At 63.5% G+C, this 16754-nt stretch carries 17 protein-coding genes, 1 other RNA gene and 1 pseudogene; 8 read left to right on the top strand and 11 right to left on the bottom strand.

Annotated elements, in window-relative coordinates; all coding sequences use genetic code 11:
* Positions 1 to 160 precede the first annotated feature (160 nt).
* The 3 genes from JHL16_RS03550 to JHL16_RS03540 form a co-directional block, all read right to left on the bottom strand.
* Positions 161 to 343 (bottom strand): hypothetical protein, encoded by a 183-nt coding sequence (locus JHL16_RS03550; protein WP_200183506.1) that lies wholly within the window; start codon positions 341 to 343, stop codon positions 161 to 163.
* 264 nt (positions 344 to 607) lie between these two features.
* Positions 608 to 790 (bottom strand): hypothetical protein, encoded by a 183-nt coding sequence (locus JHL16_RS03545; protein ID WP_200183505.1) that lies wholly within the window; start codon positions 788 to 790, stop codon positions 608 to 610.
* Between the two features lie 79 nt (positions 791 to 869).
* Complete coding sequence (locus tag JHL16_RS03540; RefSeq protein WP_200183504.1) at positions 870 to 1352, bottom strand: thioesterase family protein; 483 nt, start codon at positions 1350 to 1352, stop codon at positions 870 to 872.
* 123 nt (positions 1353 to 1475) lie between these two features.
* Here JHL16_RS03540 and JHL16_RS03535 point away from each other — a divergent pair, with 123 nt between their 5' ends.
* The 3 genes and pseudogenes from JHL16_RS03535 to JHL16_RS03525 form a co-directional block, all read left to right on the top strand.
* Positions 1476 to 2858, top strand: a complete 1383-nt coding sequence (locus JHL16_RS03535) for an FAD-binding oxidoreductase (RefSeq protein ID WP_200183503.1) — start codon at positions 1476 to 1478, stop codon at positions 2856 to 2858.
* 54 nt (positions 2859 to 2912) lie between these two features.
* On the top strand, positions 2913 to 6773 hold the full coding sequence (locus JHL16_RS03530) for an AsmA family protein (protein WP_200183502.1): 3861 nt from the start codon (positions 2913 to 2915) through the stop codon (positions 6771 to 6773).
* A 41-nt stretch (positions 6774 to 6814) separates the two neighbouring features.
* Positions 6815 to 6979, top strand: a pseudogene (locus JHL16_RS03525) (sugar ABC transporter ATP-binding protein); the annotation flags it as partial.
* Here the strand turns inward: JHL16_RS03525 and JHL16_RS03520 are convergent.
* The 8 genes from JHL16_RS03520 to ssrA form a co-directional block, all read right to left on the bottom strand.
* Positions 6976 to 7200, bottom strand: a complete 225-nt coding sequence (locus JHL16_RS03520) for a ribbon-helix-helix domain-containing protein (protein ID WP_200183501.1) — start codon at positions 7198 to 7200, stop codon at positions 6976 to 6978. The pseudogene JHL16_RS03525 and the gene JHL16_RS03520 overlap by 4 nt on opposite strands.
* The gene (locus tag JHL16_RS03515; protein WP_200183500.1) at positions 7200 to 7376 is read right to left on the bottom strand and encodes a DUF4169 family protein; all 177 of its coding nucleotides are present in this window, start codon (positions 7374 to 7376) and stop codon (positions 7200 to 7202) included. Before JHL16_RS03515 ends, JHL16_RS03520 begins: the two co-directional genes overlap by 1 nt.
* A gap of 7 nt (positions 7377 to 7383) precedes the next feature.
* The gene (gene fumC, locus JHL16_RS03510; protein ID WP_200183499.1) at positions 7384 to 8775 is read right to left on the bottom strand and encodes a class II fumarate hydratase; all 1392 of its coding nucleotides are present in this window, start codon (positions 8773 to 8775) and stop codon (positions 7384 to 7386) included.
* 155 nt (positions 8776 to 8930) lie between these two features.
* The gene (locus JHL16_RS03505; protein WP_246770748.1) at positions 8931 to 9863 is read right to left on the bottom strand and encodes a PHP domain-containing protein; all 933 of its coding nucleotides are present in this window, start codon (positions 9861 to 9863) and stop codon (positions 8931 to 8933) included.
* A 15-nt stretch (positions 9864 to 9878) separates the two neighbouring features.
* On the bottom strand, positions 9879 to 11783 hold the full coding sequence (locus JHL16_RS03500; RefSeq protein WP_200183498.1) for a potassium transporter Kup: 1905 nt from the start codon (positions 11781 to 11783) through the stop codon (positions 9879 to 9881).
* A gap of 19 nt (positions 11784 to 11802) precedes the next feature.
* On the bottom strand, positions 11803 to 12723 hold the full coding sequence (gene mepA / locus JHL16_RS03495) for a penicillin-insensitive murein endopeptidase (protein WP_200183497.1): 921 nt from the start codon (positions 12721 to 12723) through the stop codon (positions 11803 to 11805).
* A gap of 4 nt (positions 12724 to 12727) precedes the next feature.
* Positions 12728 to 13228 carry an SspB family protein gene (locus tag JHL16_RS03490; protein ID WP_200183496.1) on the bottom strand — a complete coding sequence of 167 codons (501 nt, stop codon included), beginning with the start codon at positions 13226 to 13228 and terminating at the stop codon, positions 12728 to 12730.
* An 81-nt stretch (positions 13229 to 13309) separates the two neighbouring features.
* Positions 13310 to 13667: a transfer-messenger RNA gene (gene ssrA / locus JHL16_RS03485) on the bottom strand.
* Between the two features lie 127 nt (positions 13668 to 13794).
* On the opposite strand from ssrA, the gene JHL16_RS03480 reads away from it, so the two are divergent.
* From JHL16_RS03480 to JHL16_RS03460, 5 genes are all read left to right on the top strand, one after another.
* Positions 13795 to 14109: a DUF2853 family protein gene (locus JHL16_RS03480; protein ID WP_137858302.1), complete on the top strand. Its 315-nt coding sequence runs from the start codon at positions 13795 to 13797 to the stop codon at positions 14107 to 14109.
* Between the two features lie 76 nt (positions 14110 to 14185).
* Positions 14186 to 14980, top strand: a complete 795-nt coding sequence (locus tag JHL16_RS03475; protein WP_137858301.1) for a thymidylate synthase — start codon at positions 14186 to 14188, stop codon at positions 14978 to 14980.
* A 6-nt stretch (positions 14981 to 14986) separates the two neighbouring features.
* A complete protein-coding gene (locus JHL16_RS03470; RefSeq protein ID WP_200183495.1) occupies positions 14987 to 15763 on the top strand; it encodes a CPBP family intramembrane glutamic endopeptidase in 777 nt (258 codons plus the stop codon).
* Entirely contained in the window at positions 15760 to 16245 is a 486-nt protein-coding gene (locus JHL16_RS03465; protein ID WP_200183494.1) for a GNAT family N-acetyltransferase, read from the top strand. The genes JHL16_RS03470 and JHL16_RS03465 overlap by 4 nt, the downstream gene beginning before the upstream one ends.
* Positions 16242 to 16748, top strand: coding sequence for a dihydrofolate reductase (locus tag JHL16_RS03460; RefSeq protein WP_200183493.1), 507 nt, complete (start codon positions 16242 to 16244; stop codon positions 16746 to 16748). Before JHL16_RS03465 ends, JHL16_RS03460 begins: the two co-directional genes overlap by 4 nt.
* The last annotated feature ends 6 nt before the right edge of the window (positions 16749 to 16754 follow it).

Here is a 16754-nt window from a genome sequence, read left to right as displayed (position 1 = left end):
ACGATGCCTTTGGCTAGAGCGCTTCCCGCCAAAGTTGCTCGACTTTGGCGATAAGAAAGCGCTCCAGATTATATGTATTTCGAGCCCTTTTACCCGTTTTGATCGAGTCGGAACGATTCGATCAAAACGGGAAGGGCTCTAAGGCCAAAACCGGCCATTTTCAGTGGAGGCAGTTGCCCTTCATATCCTTGAGCGCAGCCTGGACGCTGCGCCAGGTTTCGGCGGTGTGCCGGGCGCCATATTTTACGCAAATGCGCTCATGGACCTGGGCCTCTTCACTCGCCTTCACGCCATGAATGACGAGAAGCTGGCGGGCGAATTCGATAATGGTTGCATTCTGCATGGTGCCGACCTCCCTCGTTTGCGGTTGATGGGGGACATATGCCCGGTGAATGAGTCGATATTATTGCAGCGATGCGGCGAGACGATATTAATATGCTTCAGATTTTAACGGTTTTGAATCTCACACAGCGCCGTCGCGCTCTCCTTTGCTTTTACGCATCGACTTGCCCGAAAACCGCAGGCACTTTTGGGGCTGATGCCCTAAAACACAAGCGCGCCGTCAAGCGGCGCGCTTCGGTCTCACGACGATAGAGAATATGAGCGGTCAGCTCATATGCGGAGATTGGATCGTCGTCAGGGCTGATTGGATGCGGCGCCAATTGGCGGCGGCTTCATTGTCGCCTTTCGCCTCACAGGCCGTGGCGCGCTGTGCGGCTTCGAGAACGGCCCGTTCGCCGCGTACTTCTTGAAGCTGGCGTGCATAATCCAGGATTTCGAGAGCTTGCATGTGCTTCTCCGTATGATGCGCCGTCCCTGGAGCGAGAGAGAGGATCACGGTGAAATGCGCGCAGAATGTGGCAGAGGCGCTATTTTTTCGGGATTCCGATGCGATGGCCGACCTGCGGCGGGATGGGCAATGCAGCATGTGCGTCGCGCATCGCCTTGATGTTGGCGAGCACGTCAGGCGGGAAGGGCGCGGTCTTGCGTGTCATCATATCGACATGGATGATGATGAGCTCGCTGGTCGCGGCGATGAAACCTTCGCCCGCATGGCGCATCTGCTCGAAATAGTGGATGCGCTTGGCGTCATAGTCGAGGAAGTGGACATCGACGGTGACGGAATCACCCGCATGGATCTCGCGCAGATAGGTGATATGCGCCTCGAGGGTGAAGAAAGAGCAATTCGCCCGCTTCACATAGTCCGCGCCCAGGCCTATGGCATCAAAGGCCTCGTCGCCCGCCCGGTCGAACAGGACGTTGTAATAGGCCATGTTGAGATGGCCGTTATAGTCGGTCCATTGATCCTCGACCCGATGGGGGGAGCTTACGAAAGGGGCAGGGAAGGCCATCGTCTTTTCCGTGAATCTTGGTAATTTCTGAATTGGAAATCAATGTGGTGGATCAAATCCTTATCGCCAAAGTATTCAACTTTGGCGGGATTTGCTCTAGCAGACACTTACGGCGGATGACAGATGATTAGGAACAGCACGACTCAGGCGGTGGCCGAGATCAAGGAACTCCTGGGCGACCGCCTCTCCACGGCACCGGCGGTGCGCGAGCAGCATGGCAAGGACCAGACCTGGGCGCCGGGAGCGCCGCCCGACGCGGTGGCCTTCGTCCGCTCCACCGAGGAGGTGCAGCGCATCGTATCGATCTGCGCCCGGCATGAGGCACCGGTCATCGCCTATGGCACCGGCACCTCGCTCGAAGGCCACTTCACCGCCCCCTTCGGCGGCATCTCGGTCGATCTTTCGGCGATGAACCAGGTGTTGGAGGTCAATGCCGAGGATCTCGACGCCAGGGTCCAGGCGGGTGTGACCCGCAAGGCGCTCAACGTCCATTTGCGCGACAAGGGGCTGTTCTTTCCGATCGATCCGGGGGCAGATGCCAGTATCGGCGGCATGGCGGCGACGCGCGCCTCGGGCACCAATGCGGTGCGTTATGGCACGATGCGCGAGAATGTCCTCAATCTCACCGCGGTCCTGGCCAATGGCGAGGTCGTCAAGACCGCCAACCGGGCCAAGAAGTCTTCCGCCGGCTATGACCTGACCCGTCTCCTGGTCGGTTCCGAGGGTACCCTCGGCATCATCACCGAGGTGGGGGTGAAGCTCTATGGTATCCCCGAATCGATTGCCGCCGGCGTCTGCCCGTTTCCCTCGATCGATGCGGCCTGCCAGGCGGTGATCCAGACGATCCAGCTCGGCATCCCGGTGGCGCGTATCGAGCTCGTCGATGAAGAGCATGTGAAGGCCTTCAACGCCTATTCCAAGATCGACCTCAAAGTGGCGCCGACTCTGTTCCTGGAGTTCCACGGCACCGAGGCCGGCACTGCGGAGCAGTCACAGCTCTTCGGGGCGATCGCCGAGGAAATGGGGGGCGGCCCGTTCACCTGGGAAACCAAGGAGGAGGACCGCCAGCGGCTGTGGCAGGCGCGCCATGACGCCTTCTGGGCGACGAAATCGCTGATGCCGGGCAAGGAGTCCTTCGCCACCGATGTCTGCGTGCCGATATCGCGGCTCGCCGAATGCGTGAACGAGACCCAGGCCGATCTCAAGGCCAGCGGCCTCTACGGGCCCATCGTCGGCCATGTCGGCGACGGCAATTTCCATGTGGTGCTCTATTGCGACCGCGCCGATGCCGATGAAGTGAAGCGGATAAAGGGCCTCTATGAGCGGCTCATCCGGCGGGCCATCGCCATGGAGGGAACCTGCACCGGCGAGCACGGCGTGGGGCGGGGCAAGATGGCCTTTCTCGAACTCGAGCACGGTACGCAGGGCGTGGCGCTGATGCGGCAGATCAAACAGGCGCTCGACCCCAAGAATATCCTTAACCCAGGCAAGATAGTCGCCTTATGATCGCCCTGTCCGTGTGCCATCCGTTGGGCAGCGACAGGTTGGACCGATAACGGTATGAAGCTCTGGAAATCGCCCGTTCTGTATTTCGGGATCGCCCTTATCCTGGCGGTGACGGCGGCTTTCGTTGCGCCTTTCGTCATCGACTGGGGCAGCTACCGGACGGCGATCGAGAATTACGGCAGCAAGGTGACGGGCCGCCAGGTGACGGTGGCGGGCGACATATCGGGCCGGCTGTTCCCGTGGCCCAAGCTCACCATCCGCGACGTGAAGGTGGCCAATCCGGAGGGGGCCGCCATGCCGGACTTCGTCACGGCGGAAGAAGTCGATGTCCGCATGACGCTGGCGGGCCTGCTTGGTGGCGAGATCCGGGTCGAGACGATCGACGTCATCCGGCCGGTCATCGCCTTCGAGCGCCTGGCCACTGGTCAGGGCAGCTGGCATCTCAAATCGCAGGCTCCGGCGAGCGACCTCCGGCTACTCGACCGGATCAGGCTCGATCAGATCAGCGTGACCGACGGCACGGTCCATCTCATCGACAACCGGCGCTCCGGAAAGGCGACGATCACGGACGTCAATGCGACGCTGGCGGCGCAGAGTTTCGCCGGCCCCTGGCGCTTACGCGGCATGGCCGCCTATCGTGATCGGCCCGTCGAGCTGGCCGTCAATACCGGCATCTGGACGCCAGACACGCCGTTCAAATTCGGCTTCCGCATCGGTTCGGCCGACGGCTCGGGGCTCGTCTATCAGTTCGACGGCGTCAATGACGGCAATCACGTGACTGGCGGCCTGCGCATCCAGCCGGCGGCGAGCGTCGATGGGCGCAGCGACGCCGAGGGCCAGCTCCGGCCGCTGGTGATGACCGCGCAAGTGACGTCCGATTTCAACACAGTGGCGCTCGACAAGATCGAGATCTCGCCGCGCGAGGCGAATGCCGAAGGCGCCAATCTGCTCACCGGCAGCGCCGAGATCGCGCTCGGCGCCAATGTGTCGCTGAAAACCGATCTTCGGGCGACACGCTTCGATCTCGACCAGGTCGCCGGCGCCAAGGCGAAGAACCTGCTGCGCGAAGGGGGCGGGCTGGCGCTCCTCGAAAACACGCTCAGCCTGATGCCGGACGATGTCGATATCGACGCCACGCTCGGCGTGACCTCGCTGGTGGTCGGCGGTGAAGCGCTCGACAACGCCAAGCTTGCCTTCGCGGTCAATCAGGACGCGATCAGGATCAAGGAACTGTCGGCCGGCATGCCCGGCCAGGCGCGCGGCCTGTTCACCGGCACCTTCGTGGTCACCGACAGCGGCCCGCAACTGGCAGGCGACCTCGCGGGCGAAGCCGGAAGCTTGCGTGATTTCGTGTCCTGGGTTTGGCCCGAAGGGCGCAGCGACATCGCCAGAATCTGGACCGGCAGCCGCGGGCGCTTCAAGCTGCAGACCCGCTTCGATGCCACTTACGGACAGCTCCGGCTGCAGGATCTCAAATATCAGATCGATGAATCACAGGGCAGCGGCGGATTGACGATCGGCTTCGGCGACCGGCCGGCGCTCGACATCAGGCTCGATGCCAGCGCCGTCGACATCGACAGCTTCGTGCCCAATGGCCTGGGCAGCGGCAGTTGGCTCGGCACCGCGGATCTCCTGTCGCAATGGGCGGTGGGGCACGATCTGCGCCTCACGCTGCAATCGGGCGAGACGCAGCTCAATGGCGTCAATGCCCGCGACGTCGCGATCGATATCGCGGCGATCAACGGCAATATCGATCTCAAGACGGTCGAGATCGGCAATGTCGGCGAGGCGCGACTCGAGATCACCGGCCTGTTGGCGCCGATGCCCAATGGCCATCAGGGCTCGATCTCGACCGGGGTCACGGCGCAAGACCCGCGCAGCCTGCTGCAGCTCTTGGGACTCCTGCCCAAGAACGAAAACCCGGTATGGGCAGAGGCGCTTGGCCAGACCGAGCTCACCATCACCACCGATCTCAAGCCCGACGAGGAGGGGCAGTCGGCCAATTTCCGGGTCGCCGGCAAAAGCGGCGATCTCGACATCGAGGCGACGGTGGCGGCCGCCGGGGAGGGCGATCTGCTGGCCAGCGAGATCAGCGCCGATTTCAGCTTGCGCAGCGCCACGGGCGCCGGCCTCCTGAAGCTCGTGGGGTGGCGGCCGGTAGCGGTGCCGGAAGGCGCCGCCAAGCTCGCGGGCACCCTGACCGGCTCGCTCGCCAACGGCCTTGTCGCCGATTTCAAGGCCGACGCGTTTGGGGCCAGGGGCCAGTTCCAGGGCAAGTTCCTGCGCCGGGACAATGTGCTGACCGGAACCGGCCGAGCCGGGCTTTTCGCCGAACGGCCGAACGACCTGTTCACCGCGGCAGGGATCAGCAACTATGCCGGCGGTGCTCTTTCGGTCGAGTCCGACGTCGAAGTGGCGCTGCCCCGGGTCGTGTTTCCCAGCGCGCAAGGTTTCCTCGCCGGCGCACCGATCTCCGGCACGCTCAGCTTCGAGGGCGGCAACCGGGTCAAGGGAGAGTTTTCGACGGGCGCCGTCTCCTTCGGCCGTCTGTTCGACCTTGCCTTCATGCCCTGGGACGGGCGGCCGCTCGATGTCGAGCTGCCCTTCGCGTCCGAGCCGCCGCGCGGCTTCACCGGTGAATTGTGGATCAAGCCGGCGGCGCTCGAGATCGCCCAGGGACTGACGGTCAAGGAAACCCAGATCGGAATCAGCGCCACGCCTGAGGAAGTGCGTCTCGCCGCCTTCGGCAAGAGCGAGCTCGGCGGCGATGTCGCGATCGAGATCGGCGCCCGGCCGCAAGGCGGCGGCAAGGTCCTCGACGGCCGCCTGGTGATGCCGATTGATCTCGGCCGCAGTCTCAAGGACCAGACAGGCAAGCCGGTCGCCAAGGGACTCGCCAAACTGTCGGTGAAGGTGTCGGGTGCCGGGCGCACGCCGGGCGCGGTGCTGGCGAGCCTTCAAGGCTCGGGCAGCTATGACATTTCGGGGCTCGAGGTCGCCAATATCGACCCCGAGCGCTTCGTCGGGCTCGTACGCAACGCGACGACCGGCGATGAGCTCAAGACCGCTTTCACCGCATTGTCGGGCGGCGGCGTGCTGGTCTTCGGCGACGCTAAGGGCATCCTGAAGATTACCGACGGCACGGTGACGATGCCGGCTTCGGCGCAGAGCTCGGCGGTGGCGGAGACCAGGCTCGAGCCCAAAATCGATCTGCCCGACGGCCGGCTCGACGCCAATCTGCAGGTCAAGCTCAAGGCGCTTCAGGACGAGCCGCATTTCGGCGTCACCTATAGCGGCAAGCCCGATGCGCTGGCCCGCTTCGTCGATGTCGCGGCGCTCGAATCCAAGCTCGGCTTCGGGGTGGTGGAGCGCACGCTGAAGGAGCTTGAGAAGCTGCAGGCCGAGCAGCAGAAGCTGATGGACGAGGAAGAGAAGCAGCGGCGCGAGGATGAGGCGCGCCTCGATGCCTATAACGAGCAGAGGCGCGAGATGCAGCGCCGCCAGAAGGAGCTGCGTGTCCATCGCGAGATGCAGGCGCGCCAGCCTGTCGTCGTCGAGGAAAGTCCCCCGGATGGCAGCGAGGCCAAAGCGGCGGAGCCGCCGGCGCTCGAGCCTGCACCTTCGGTCGAGCCGGCGCCTTCGGCTGACGACAAGGCGCGGGCTGCCAGCAACGACCCGACTGAGGTTCAGCCGCTGCTGCCCGATACGGGCGATGACGCCATCTTCGGACCGCCGCCACCGCCCAAGCCCAAGCCGCAGCCGCAAGTGAAGCGCCAGCAAGCACCGGCCAAGACGCAGGCGCGCAGTGATCCGGGAGCGCCGCTCGTCCTGGTGCCGCCGCAGAAGCGGGCGGTGGAGCCGCCGCCCAAAGACAACCGGTCGTTCTTCGATCGCCTGTTCGGACGTAAGCCGTAAATTCAACCATCGAGCGTTGCACTTTTGCAATAGGATGCGGCGTCAAGGCGCAAGAGCGGGGCGTGATCTTCATCTCGCATAATTTGCAGGACATCTTCGCGGTGTCCGACCGCATCATCGTGCTGCGCCGGGGCGTTACCGCCGGGACGAGGCGGATCGCCGAGACCAGCCATGACGAGGTGGTCAAGCTGATGATCGGTGGTTAGGTTTCGCCCGAAGTCCGCGTCACCCGCTTCAACACCCAGACGCGCAGTGCACTCGACAGATTGCGGTCGCCGCGGGTGCGGTCGATCTCGCCGACCAGGGTGGCGAGCGACTTGTGCTCCGCCTGCGCGGCGGCTTTCAGAATGGTCCAGAATTCAGGCTCGAGCGAGAGCGAAGTGCGATGCCCCGAAATGGTGAGCGAGCGCTTGAAGTCCTTGGGCATCAGGTCTCGCGCTTATGTCCGTCGATGTGACGCTCGGCGCGGGTGTCCTCGGCCTCGTCGCGCTCACGCTCGGCCTTGGGGCGGCCGAAGCGGCGACGGTTTTCCGCCGCCTTCTGCTCTTCCTCGGCGCGCGCCACACGCTTGCGGTGGCGCTTGAGATTGACGATCTCGCTCATGCCGCCTTCACTTGGGGCCGAGCATGTCTTCCGGCCGCACGATGCGGTCGAAATCCTCGGCCGTCACATATTTGAGGCGAAGCGCTTCCTCGCGCAAGGTGGTGCCGCGCTTATGCGCCGTCTTGGCGATCTCGGCCGCCTTGTCATAGCCGATCTTGGGGGCAAGCGCGGTGACGAGCATCAGGGAGCGGTCGAGGGCCGCCTTGATGTTGTCTTCGCGCGCGACGATGCCGGTCACGCAGTGATCGGTGAAACTCACCGCCGCATCGGCGAGGAGGCGCACCGACTGAAGGAAGTTATAGGCCATTACCGGGTTGAAGACATTGAGCTCGAAGTGGCCCTGGCTGTCGGCGAAGGTGAGGGTGGCGTTGTTGCCGAAGATCTGGGTGCAGACCATGGTGAGCGCTTCGCACTGGGTCGGATTGACCTTGCCCGGCATGATCGAGGAGCCGGGCTCGTTCTCGGGCAGCGAGAGCTCGCCGAGGCCTGAACGGGGGCCCGAGCCCAGGAAACGGATGTCATTGGCGATCTTGAACAGCGAAGCGGCCACCGTGTTGATGGCGCCGTGGCTCATCACCATCGCGTCATGGGCGGCGAGCGCCTCGAACTTGTTGGGCGCGGTGGTGAAGGGCAGGCCGGTGATGGCGGCGATGCGTTTGGCGACCTTCTTGTCGAAACCCTTCGGCGCGTTGAGGCCGGTGCCGACGGCGGTGCCGCCTTGCGCCAGCTCCATCAGCGCCGGCATGGTTTCGACGATGCGGGTGATGCCGTTCTGGACCTGCGTGGCGTAGCCCGAGAACTCCTGGCCGAGAGTGAGCGGTGTCGCGTCCTGGGTGTGGGTGCGGCCGATCTTGATGATCTTCGCCCACTGCTTCGACTTCTTGGCGAGCGCCCGCTGCAGGTGATGCAAAGCGGGCAGGAGATCGTGGTGGATCTGCTCGGCGCAGGCGATATGCATGGCGGTCGGATAGGTGTCGTTCGACGACTGGCTCATATTGACATGGTCGTTCGGATGCACCGGCGACTTCGAGCCCATGACGCCGCCCATCATCTCGATGGCGCGGTTGGAGATCACCTCATTGGCGTTCATGTTGGACTGGGTGCCGGACCCGGTCTGCCAGACGGCGAGCGGGAAGTGATCGTCGAGCTGGCCGTCGATGACTTCCTGGGCGGCGGCCACGATGGCCTTGCCGACCTTGCGGTCGAGCTTGCCGAGCGACATGTTTACTTCCGCCGCGGCCTGCTTGACGATGCCCAGCGCCCGGATGACCGGCTTCGGCTGCTTCTCCCAGCCGATCTTGAAATTGCCGAGCGAGCGCTCCGCTTGCGCCCCCCAATAACGGTCGGCCCTCACCTGAATGGGGCCAAAAGTATCGGTTTCGGTGCGGGTCTTGGTCATCTGGTCCTGCCTTCGTGGAAGTGAGCGCCCGGGCCGGCGCCCGGTAAGGTAAGTCGGGCGCGGTCTAGCATGGCCGGCGGGTGGCTGCTAGATCGCGGTGTCGCCCCTTCGGCCTGTGGCATGAAAGGGGCGGCTTATCTCTATGTCCGAGGCGCTTATAACTGATCCTTCCAGACCGGATTGCTCCAGGCGCGTTTGCCATTTTGATCGATGACGGCGACGCGGAACCAGGGGCTCTGTTTGGTGAGGAGCCAGCCGCGCTCGAGCTTGCGCAGATCGAGTGTTGCGTCGGTGATCGAGCGTCCGAGGCGCTGCACGGTGCGCGAATGGCCGCAGACGACCGCGATGGTGTCGACCGGCGAGGTGGTGACGTGGAGCTCCGGCCCCTCGATCGAAATGTCGTGGATGAGCGGGCCCTGGCTCGAATAATATTCGCCGTTCTTCAGAGCGGCGAGCAGCAGATCGGGATCGTTGGCCTCGGCCTTCACCTGCACCCAGCCGCCGAAATGATCAGGGTGACGGAAATGCGCATCATCGGTGGCGAAGGCGGTGAGACGCTTTCCCTCGGTGAGCAACTGGTCAAGCAGATAGAAGCCGTCACCCCGGTCGCATTCGATGGCGCAGCCGTGATTGTAGATCTCGACCGCATGGGCGACGTCGAGAGCGCGGCCGTCCTCGATGGTGAGCTGCGACCATGCCGGATGGGCGATGCCGATGAAGGCGCCCGCGTCGGCGGCGCGGCGCGCCACCTGCACACCGGTCTCCTCGGGCGCACAGGGTGCGAAATCGAGCGGCAGGCCCGCCGCCACGATATGCCAGAGCTCGCCCGCCGAGGTCTGAGGGGCGTGCAGCTCAGAGCCGATGATGGTGGTGAAGCTGTTGGACCGGAAGGCGCGGGTGTCGGCGACCGGCCAGTCGAAATGATCGATGAAATGGTCCGACAGCATCATGAAGTCGTAGCCCGCATCCTTATAGGCCTGGACGACCTTTGCGGGCTCGAGCACGCCGTCGGACAGTGTGGAATGAGTATGCAGATTGCCCCGCCAGAACCGGCCGGGGAGCGAGAAGGGCGGAAGATGAGGCATCATATTCTCTGAGGTTGATCAAACCGACATCTGCATGCCGAGCTCGACGACGCGTTCGGGCGGGATGCGGAAGAACTCGATGGCGCGCGCCGACTGGTTGGCGAGCATGATGAAGAGGCGTTGCTGCCATAACGGCATCTTGGCGCGGGGCGAGGTACGGATGGCGCGGCGGCCGAGGAAATAGGAGGCCTGGCGCGGATCGATCGACAGACCGTAGGGCTCGCACATGCGCAAGGCGGCCGGCACATCCGGCTGCTCCATATAGCCGAAACGCGCCTCGACCAGGAAGGCGCCGAGCGGCAGCTTCTTCACTTCGATGCGCTCGCTTGGCGGCACGCGCGGCACTTCCATCGTCTCGACCGAAATGAAGACCAATATGTCGTGCAGGACGCGATTGTGCTTGAGATTGTGCATGAGCGCGCTCGGCGCATAGACGGGATCGGTCTGCAGGAAGACGGCGGCGCCGGCGACACGCGTCGGCGGGCGGCGTTCGAGCGAGGCGAGCAGGCCCTCGAGCTCGACGCTGTCCTTGCGCAGCTTCTCGGCCAGAAGCGAGCGGCCGCGCAGCCAGGTGAGCATGGTGACGATGATGGTGAGACCGATCAGCACCGGCACATAACCGCCGGCGATGAGCTTGGCGCTGTTGGCGGCGAAGAAGATGAGCTCGATGCCGAGAATGCCGATGAGGACGGGCAGCACCACCGCCGGCGGGAAATGGCGGGAATGCCAGAACACGATGAGCGCCAGCGCCGTGTCGATGATCATCGAGATGTTGACGGCGATGCCATAGGCGGAAGCGAGGCTGGCGGAGGAGCCGAACAGCAGCACCAGCAGGATGACGCCGGCGAAGACCAGCCAGTTGATCTGGCCGATATAGATCTGACCTTGTTCGGTGTCGCTGGTGTGGGTGATGTTCATGCGCGGCAAAAGGCCAAGCGAAATGGCCTGCTGGGCAATCGAGAAGGCGCCGGTGATAACGGCCTGGCTCGCGATCACCGTCACCAAAGTGGCGAGGACGACGAGCGGGACGAGGGCCCAGGACGGCGCCATCAGGAAGAAAGGATTGGCGACCGCGCCCGGATTGGCATGCACGAAGGCACCTTGGCCCAGATAGTTCAGGATCAGCGACGGGAGGACGATGAAGGTCCAGGCGAGGCGGATGGGGAAGCGGCCGAAATGACCGAGATCGGCATAAAGCGCCTCGCCGCCGGTCACCGCCAGGAAGACGCCGGCAAAAATGACGAGACCCATGCCCGGATCGGTGACGACGAGCTTGGCCGCATAGATGGGGTTGAGCGCCAGGAAGATCGTCGGATCGTCGCCGATATGCAGGAGACCGAGCACCGCGATGGTCAGGAACCACAAAGTGGTGATCGGTGCGAAGAGAGAGGCGACGCTGCCGGTGCCACGGAACTGGAAGGCGAACAAGGTGGCGAGGATGAAGAGGGTGATCGGCACCACGAAGCTGCTGAAGGCCGGATTGACGACGGCAAGGCCCTCGACGGCCGAGAGAACCGAAATGGCGGGCGTGATCATCGCGTCGCCGAAGAAGAAGGCCGCGCCCACCACGCCGAGGATGAGCACGAATTTGCGGCGCTGGCGCAGCGCCTGCTCGGCCAGCACGACGAGGGTGAGGATGCCGCCTTCGCCCTTGTTGTCGGCGCGCATCAGGATCAGCACATATTTGATGGTGACGATGAGGATGAGCGCCCAGATGAGCAGCGACACCACCGCCAGCACGTCGCCATGCACATTGCCGCCGGCATTGGCGACATGGGCGAGCGACTCCCGCATGGCATAAAGCGGGCTGGTCCCGATATCGCCGAACACCACGCCGATGCTGGCGAAAGCGAGTTTCAGCTTGCGGCGGAATGCGGCCCGCGAATCTTCATCGCCGGCCGGCGCCGATTGCGGATCACTCATGCTCGGTATTCACCTGATCTTACTCCGCCGTCACGACGGAGCGGCATTCAGCAGGAAGACCTGTAATCGTCAAGGGCTTGGGTGGCTTTGGCGGCTTGGCATTGGGGTCGCGGGGCTTGGGCGGCTTCCAGGGCGCGTCGCTATACCAATAAGCCAATTCCTCGCCGCAGCCGGTGCCGTCCTTCGGATTGGGCGCCCACTGGTCCTTGCAGCCGCCATTGGGGCAGTGGATGCGGATGTGGAAATGATAATTATGCCCGTAATAGGGGCGGACCTTGGCTAGCCAGGAGCGGTCTCCGGTGGCCCAGCGGCAGAGTTCGCGCTTGATCGGCGGATGCACGAAGATGCGGGCTACGTCCGGATAGGAGGCGGCGCGCTTGATCAGGCGGGCATGCGCCTCGGTCCAGACGCTGAAGTCCATCTCCTTGCGGTCCTTGACGACCAGCTTGGGGCTGATCTTCTCGCGCTCGGCGCGGCTCAACGTGCGGTCCGGCATCTGCATCAGCCAGATATCGGCGTCGAGGCCGATCTGGTGGCTGGCATGGCCGGTGAGCATCGGGCCGCCGCGCGGCTGCGAGATGTCGCCGACCATGAGGCCGTTCCAACCGTCCTTCTCGCGCGCATCGTCGGCGAGGCGCTCGAGGAGCGAGATGAGCTTGGGATGGCCCCAATTGCGGTTGCGCGACAGGCGCATGACCTGCCAGGCCGGGCCGTTCACCGGCAAGGCCTCGGCGCCGGCGAGACAGCCCTTGGCATAGGTGCCGATGGCGCGGGACGCCAGATTGGCCGGCGTCTTCTGGGCGCCGAAGAGCTTCTTGGCCGGGATCTCGTTGATGGCGTTGTTGGCGATGGCCGCCAGAGTCGCTGAATCGGCGCTCTGGGCCTGGGCCTGCGAGAGCGGAACGAGCGCTAGAAAGAGAAGAGCGGCCAGTCTCAGCACAGGGTCACTTCTTTCTGAATGAATCGAGAGAAACGACGCGGCCTTTTTCCGTCGGCTCCGCCGGCGCCGCGGTGGGTTCGGCAGTGGCAAGCGCTGGTTCAGGCGCGGGCTTGACCGGGGTTTCGGTTTCCTTTGGCGCGGCTTCCAACTTCACCGTCTCGAATTGCAGGCCGAACTGGACATAGGGATCGAGGAAACCCTTGATGGCATTGAAGGGGACCGCAAGTTTCTCCGGAATATTGTCGAAAGAAAGCTCGACCTCGAATTCATCGTCGCGCACCTGCAGGTTCCAGTATTGGTGCTGCAGCACGATGGTCATTTCGCGCGGGTATTTCTGGTCGAGCCGTTCGGAGAGGCGGACGCCCGGATAACGGGTGTCGAAGGCGATATAGAAATGATGCTCGCCGGGCAGGCCGCTCTTCATGACCTTGCGTAGAGACGCGCGGACGACCCCTCGTAGCGCTTCCTGCGCCAAGAGGTCGTAGCGCATCAGATCTTCAGCCATAGTCCAGTCCCCGAGGCAAATCGATTCATCGCTATCATATACTCGCCCGGGCCGGGTGAAGTCATTAAATTGAAGGGGAGAAGTGCAGGCTTCTGTTGCCAGGTGCCTGCGAACCCCGCCTTAACCGGCTAAGGCCAAGGACTTTGATTTCGGCTTACGCGCTGCATTAAGCAGCGAGAGCGGCCGGAGCATAGTTGTCATTGGCAACTATAATAGTGGCCCGTTACGTCGGAGCCAACTCGAGCAAAAGCTCACCCTTTACGCCCTCGTCGATCCTATTTCGCCCCCATCATGGGCCGCAGGTTACTGCGGTCCATGGTGGAGGCGCCGGGTACCGCCCCCGGGTCCGATGGGTTTATTACGATGGCCATTTATCGCCATAGCCGCCCTTGCGGGTGGCAGACCCAATATAGGCGCCCCCACGCCTAATGAAAAGGAGCAAGGTGTTACGCCCGGGTAAGACCTTTTTCCCCGATCGCCACCGCAAAAACGCCATGAATTGGAACCCAACTTGCCAAGCCGTGCCGGCGGCGCGGCGTTAACCTTTGTAGACACGGGGACAAAAGATGAGCTCTGACTACGCTGCGGACATCCGCAAATATACCGCCCAGGTCAATGACAAGGCGGTCGACTCCATCGTGAAATTCTGCGGAATCGCCCTCAAAGGCGCCGATTCCCAATGGGTTTCGATGAGCGACAATGCCGAGGTCCAGCGCGTGGTGAACGGCTTCTGCGCCAAGAAGCTCGGCCTCGACGCCGCCACCGCGGAAGCGGCGGTCAAGGCGGTCGGCGAGAAGATGAAGGCCGACCGGACCAAGCACCGGGTCACGGTCTATTATCTGGTGGCCGAGCAGACCGGTACTCTCGGCAAGCTCGCCTGATTTCCCTGTTAACGGCGGTAGGGACACACCGCCGTTTTCATTGAGGTGGAGGGGCGGAATCGGCTAGATTCGCTCCATGCAGCAATATCTCGACCTCATGCGCCATGTGCGCGACCACGGCGCGCGCAAGACCGACCGCACGGGCACCGGCACCTTGTCGGTGCTCGGCCACCAGATGCGCTTCGACTTGGCGCATGGCTTTCCGGTGCTCACCACGAAGAAGCTGCATCTGCGCTCGATCATCCATGAGCTGCTCTGGTTCCTGCGCGGCGACACCAACATCAAATATCTGCAGGACAACGGCGTCAGCATCTGGGACGAATGGGCCGACAAGGACGGCAATCTGGGGCCTGTCTATGGCGCGCAATGGCGGTCCTGGCCGGCGCGCGACGGTTCGACCATCGACCAGATCGCCGATGTCATCACCCGCATCCGCAAGAGCCCGGATTCGCGCCGCCTCATCGTGACGGCGTGGAATCCGGCCGATGTCGACAAGATGGCGCTGCCGCCCTGTCACTGCCTGTTCCAGTTCTATGTCGCCAATGGCCGGCTATCCTGCCAGCTCTATCAGCGCTCTGCCGACATCTTCATCGGCGTGCCGTTCAACATCGCGTCCTATGCGCTGCTCACCCACATGGTTGCGCATGTCACCGGCCTCAAGGCCGGCGAATTCGTACACACGCTTGGAGATGCGCATCTCTATCTCAACCATCTCGACCAGGCCAATGAGCAACTGACGCGGACACCGTTGCCGTTGCCACGCCTCATCATCAAGCGCGACGTGAAGACGATCGACGATTTCCGCTTTGAGGATTTCGAGATCGTCGGCTACCAGTCGCATCCGCATATCGCCGCTCCGGTCGCGGTGTAAGCCGCAATGAACTGGATCGGGGTGGATATCCAGGCAGGGCTGACCCGTGCGCTCTATCGCCCGTTCAATCCTTCCGGTCTCTGGCCGGCGGTCGGTATTTTCATCGGTCTCTTCATCCTCAATCAGATCATATTGGTGCCGGCTTTCGGCGTCGGGATTGTCATGCTGACATCCGGCATGATCGCGGATGAGAGCGGATGGCTGCGTGCCCTGTTGCTGGCCATCCTGCCGGCGAGCCTCGTCACCGCCTGGATCGGCTTGATCCTGGCACGCCAGCGCGGCGCCGATGCGCGCGATGTACTGGCTCTCAGGCTGCCCGATTTCGGTGTCGTCGGCTGGATCCTGGTCGTCGGCGGTTTTTTCTTCGTCATCAATATGGTGTTCCTGCTGATCGCGATGGTGTTCGGCCTCGATCTCCAATCGTCCGGGATGGTCGAGCAGGGGACGATGCAGTTCGGACATGATCCGTTGTTCTTCCTCATCGCCGGCGGGCTCGTCATCGGCGCGCCATTGGCGGAGGAAATCATCTTCCGTGGACAGATCTTTGGCGCGCTTGCGCAGACCCCTTTGGGCTTAAGCGGCGCCGCGCTCGTCACCTCGGCTCTGTGGGCGGGGATACATTGGCCCACCCAGCCACTTTATGTCGTCGGCCTCCTGTTTCTCATGGGACTGGTTCTGTGCTGGCTTCTGGTGCGCTTCGGCAGCCTGTGGGTGACGATCGCCTGCCACGCCGCATGGAATAGCTTGGCGGTGCTGGCGCTGTATTCGGCGGCTCCGCAATGACGATAGAAGTTCGTTCCATCAAATCCGGTGAGGGGCCGGCGCTTCTGGCGATGACGCGCGCCTTGGCGGAATCGCATGGTTTCCTCGACAAATATACGGCGACGGCGGAGGATCTCGAGCGCGCGCTCTTCGCGTCCGATCCGATCGTCGGCTGCCTGCTCGCCTTTTGCGACGGTGAGCCGGCGGGCTGCGCCTTCTGGCATCGGAGCTTCACCACCGCCCGCGGGTGCGAGGTCATGTATCTGGAAGATCTCTCGGTGCTGCCGGCCTATCAACGCCGCGGCATCGGCCTTGCACTGCTGCAGAGGCTCGCGGTCGAGGCGCGCGATCGCGGTTTTCCCAGCATCTATTGGCTCAGCATGGGCTGGAACGAGAAGGCGCAGGCGCTTTATGACAAGACCGGCGCCACCTGCGACGAGGGCATGCGCTTTTACCGGCTGGCGGACGCGGCGCTGATCCGGCTGGCGGGGGCAAAGTCATGACCCATCCGAGGATCGCCTTCGTGGTGGCGGTGGCGCGCAATGGCGTCATCGGCGCCAAGGGCGATCTGCCCTGGCGCATTTCCTCCGATCTCAAACGCTTCAAGCAGATCACCATGGGCAAGCCGGTGATCATGGGGCGCAAGACCTGGGAGAGCCTGCCGAAGCGGCCGCTGGCCGGCCGCCTCAATATCGTCATCACGCGCGATCGCGCCTATGAGGCTCCCGGCGCAGTGGTGGCCGCGGGTGTCGAAGAGGCGTTGACGGCGGCGCGGGAGGCCAATGCCGAGGAGATTTGCGTCATCGGCGGCAGCGAGATCTTCCGGCAATTCCTGCCCCTGGCGGACCGGCTCTATCTGACCGAGGTCGATCTCGCGCCCGAAGGCGATGCCGTGTTTCCACCGCTCGATTTCAGCCAGTGGACTGAGACGTCGCGGGAGGTGCATCCGCGCGCCGAGAATGACGATGCAGGCTTCGTCCTGCGCGTGCTTGACCGCAGGCGCTAAGCCCCG

It is taken from the genome of Taklimakanibacter albus (genome assembly GCF_016595235.1).
Taxonomy (GTDB): Bacteria; Pseudomonadota; Alphaproteobacteria; order Rhizobiales; family Aestuariivirgaceae; genus Taklimakanibacter; species Taklimakanibacter albus.
The sequence above is the reverse complement of the archived record's forward strand: the minus strand, read 5'-3'. Positions and strand labels throughout refer to the sequence as shown.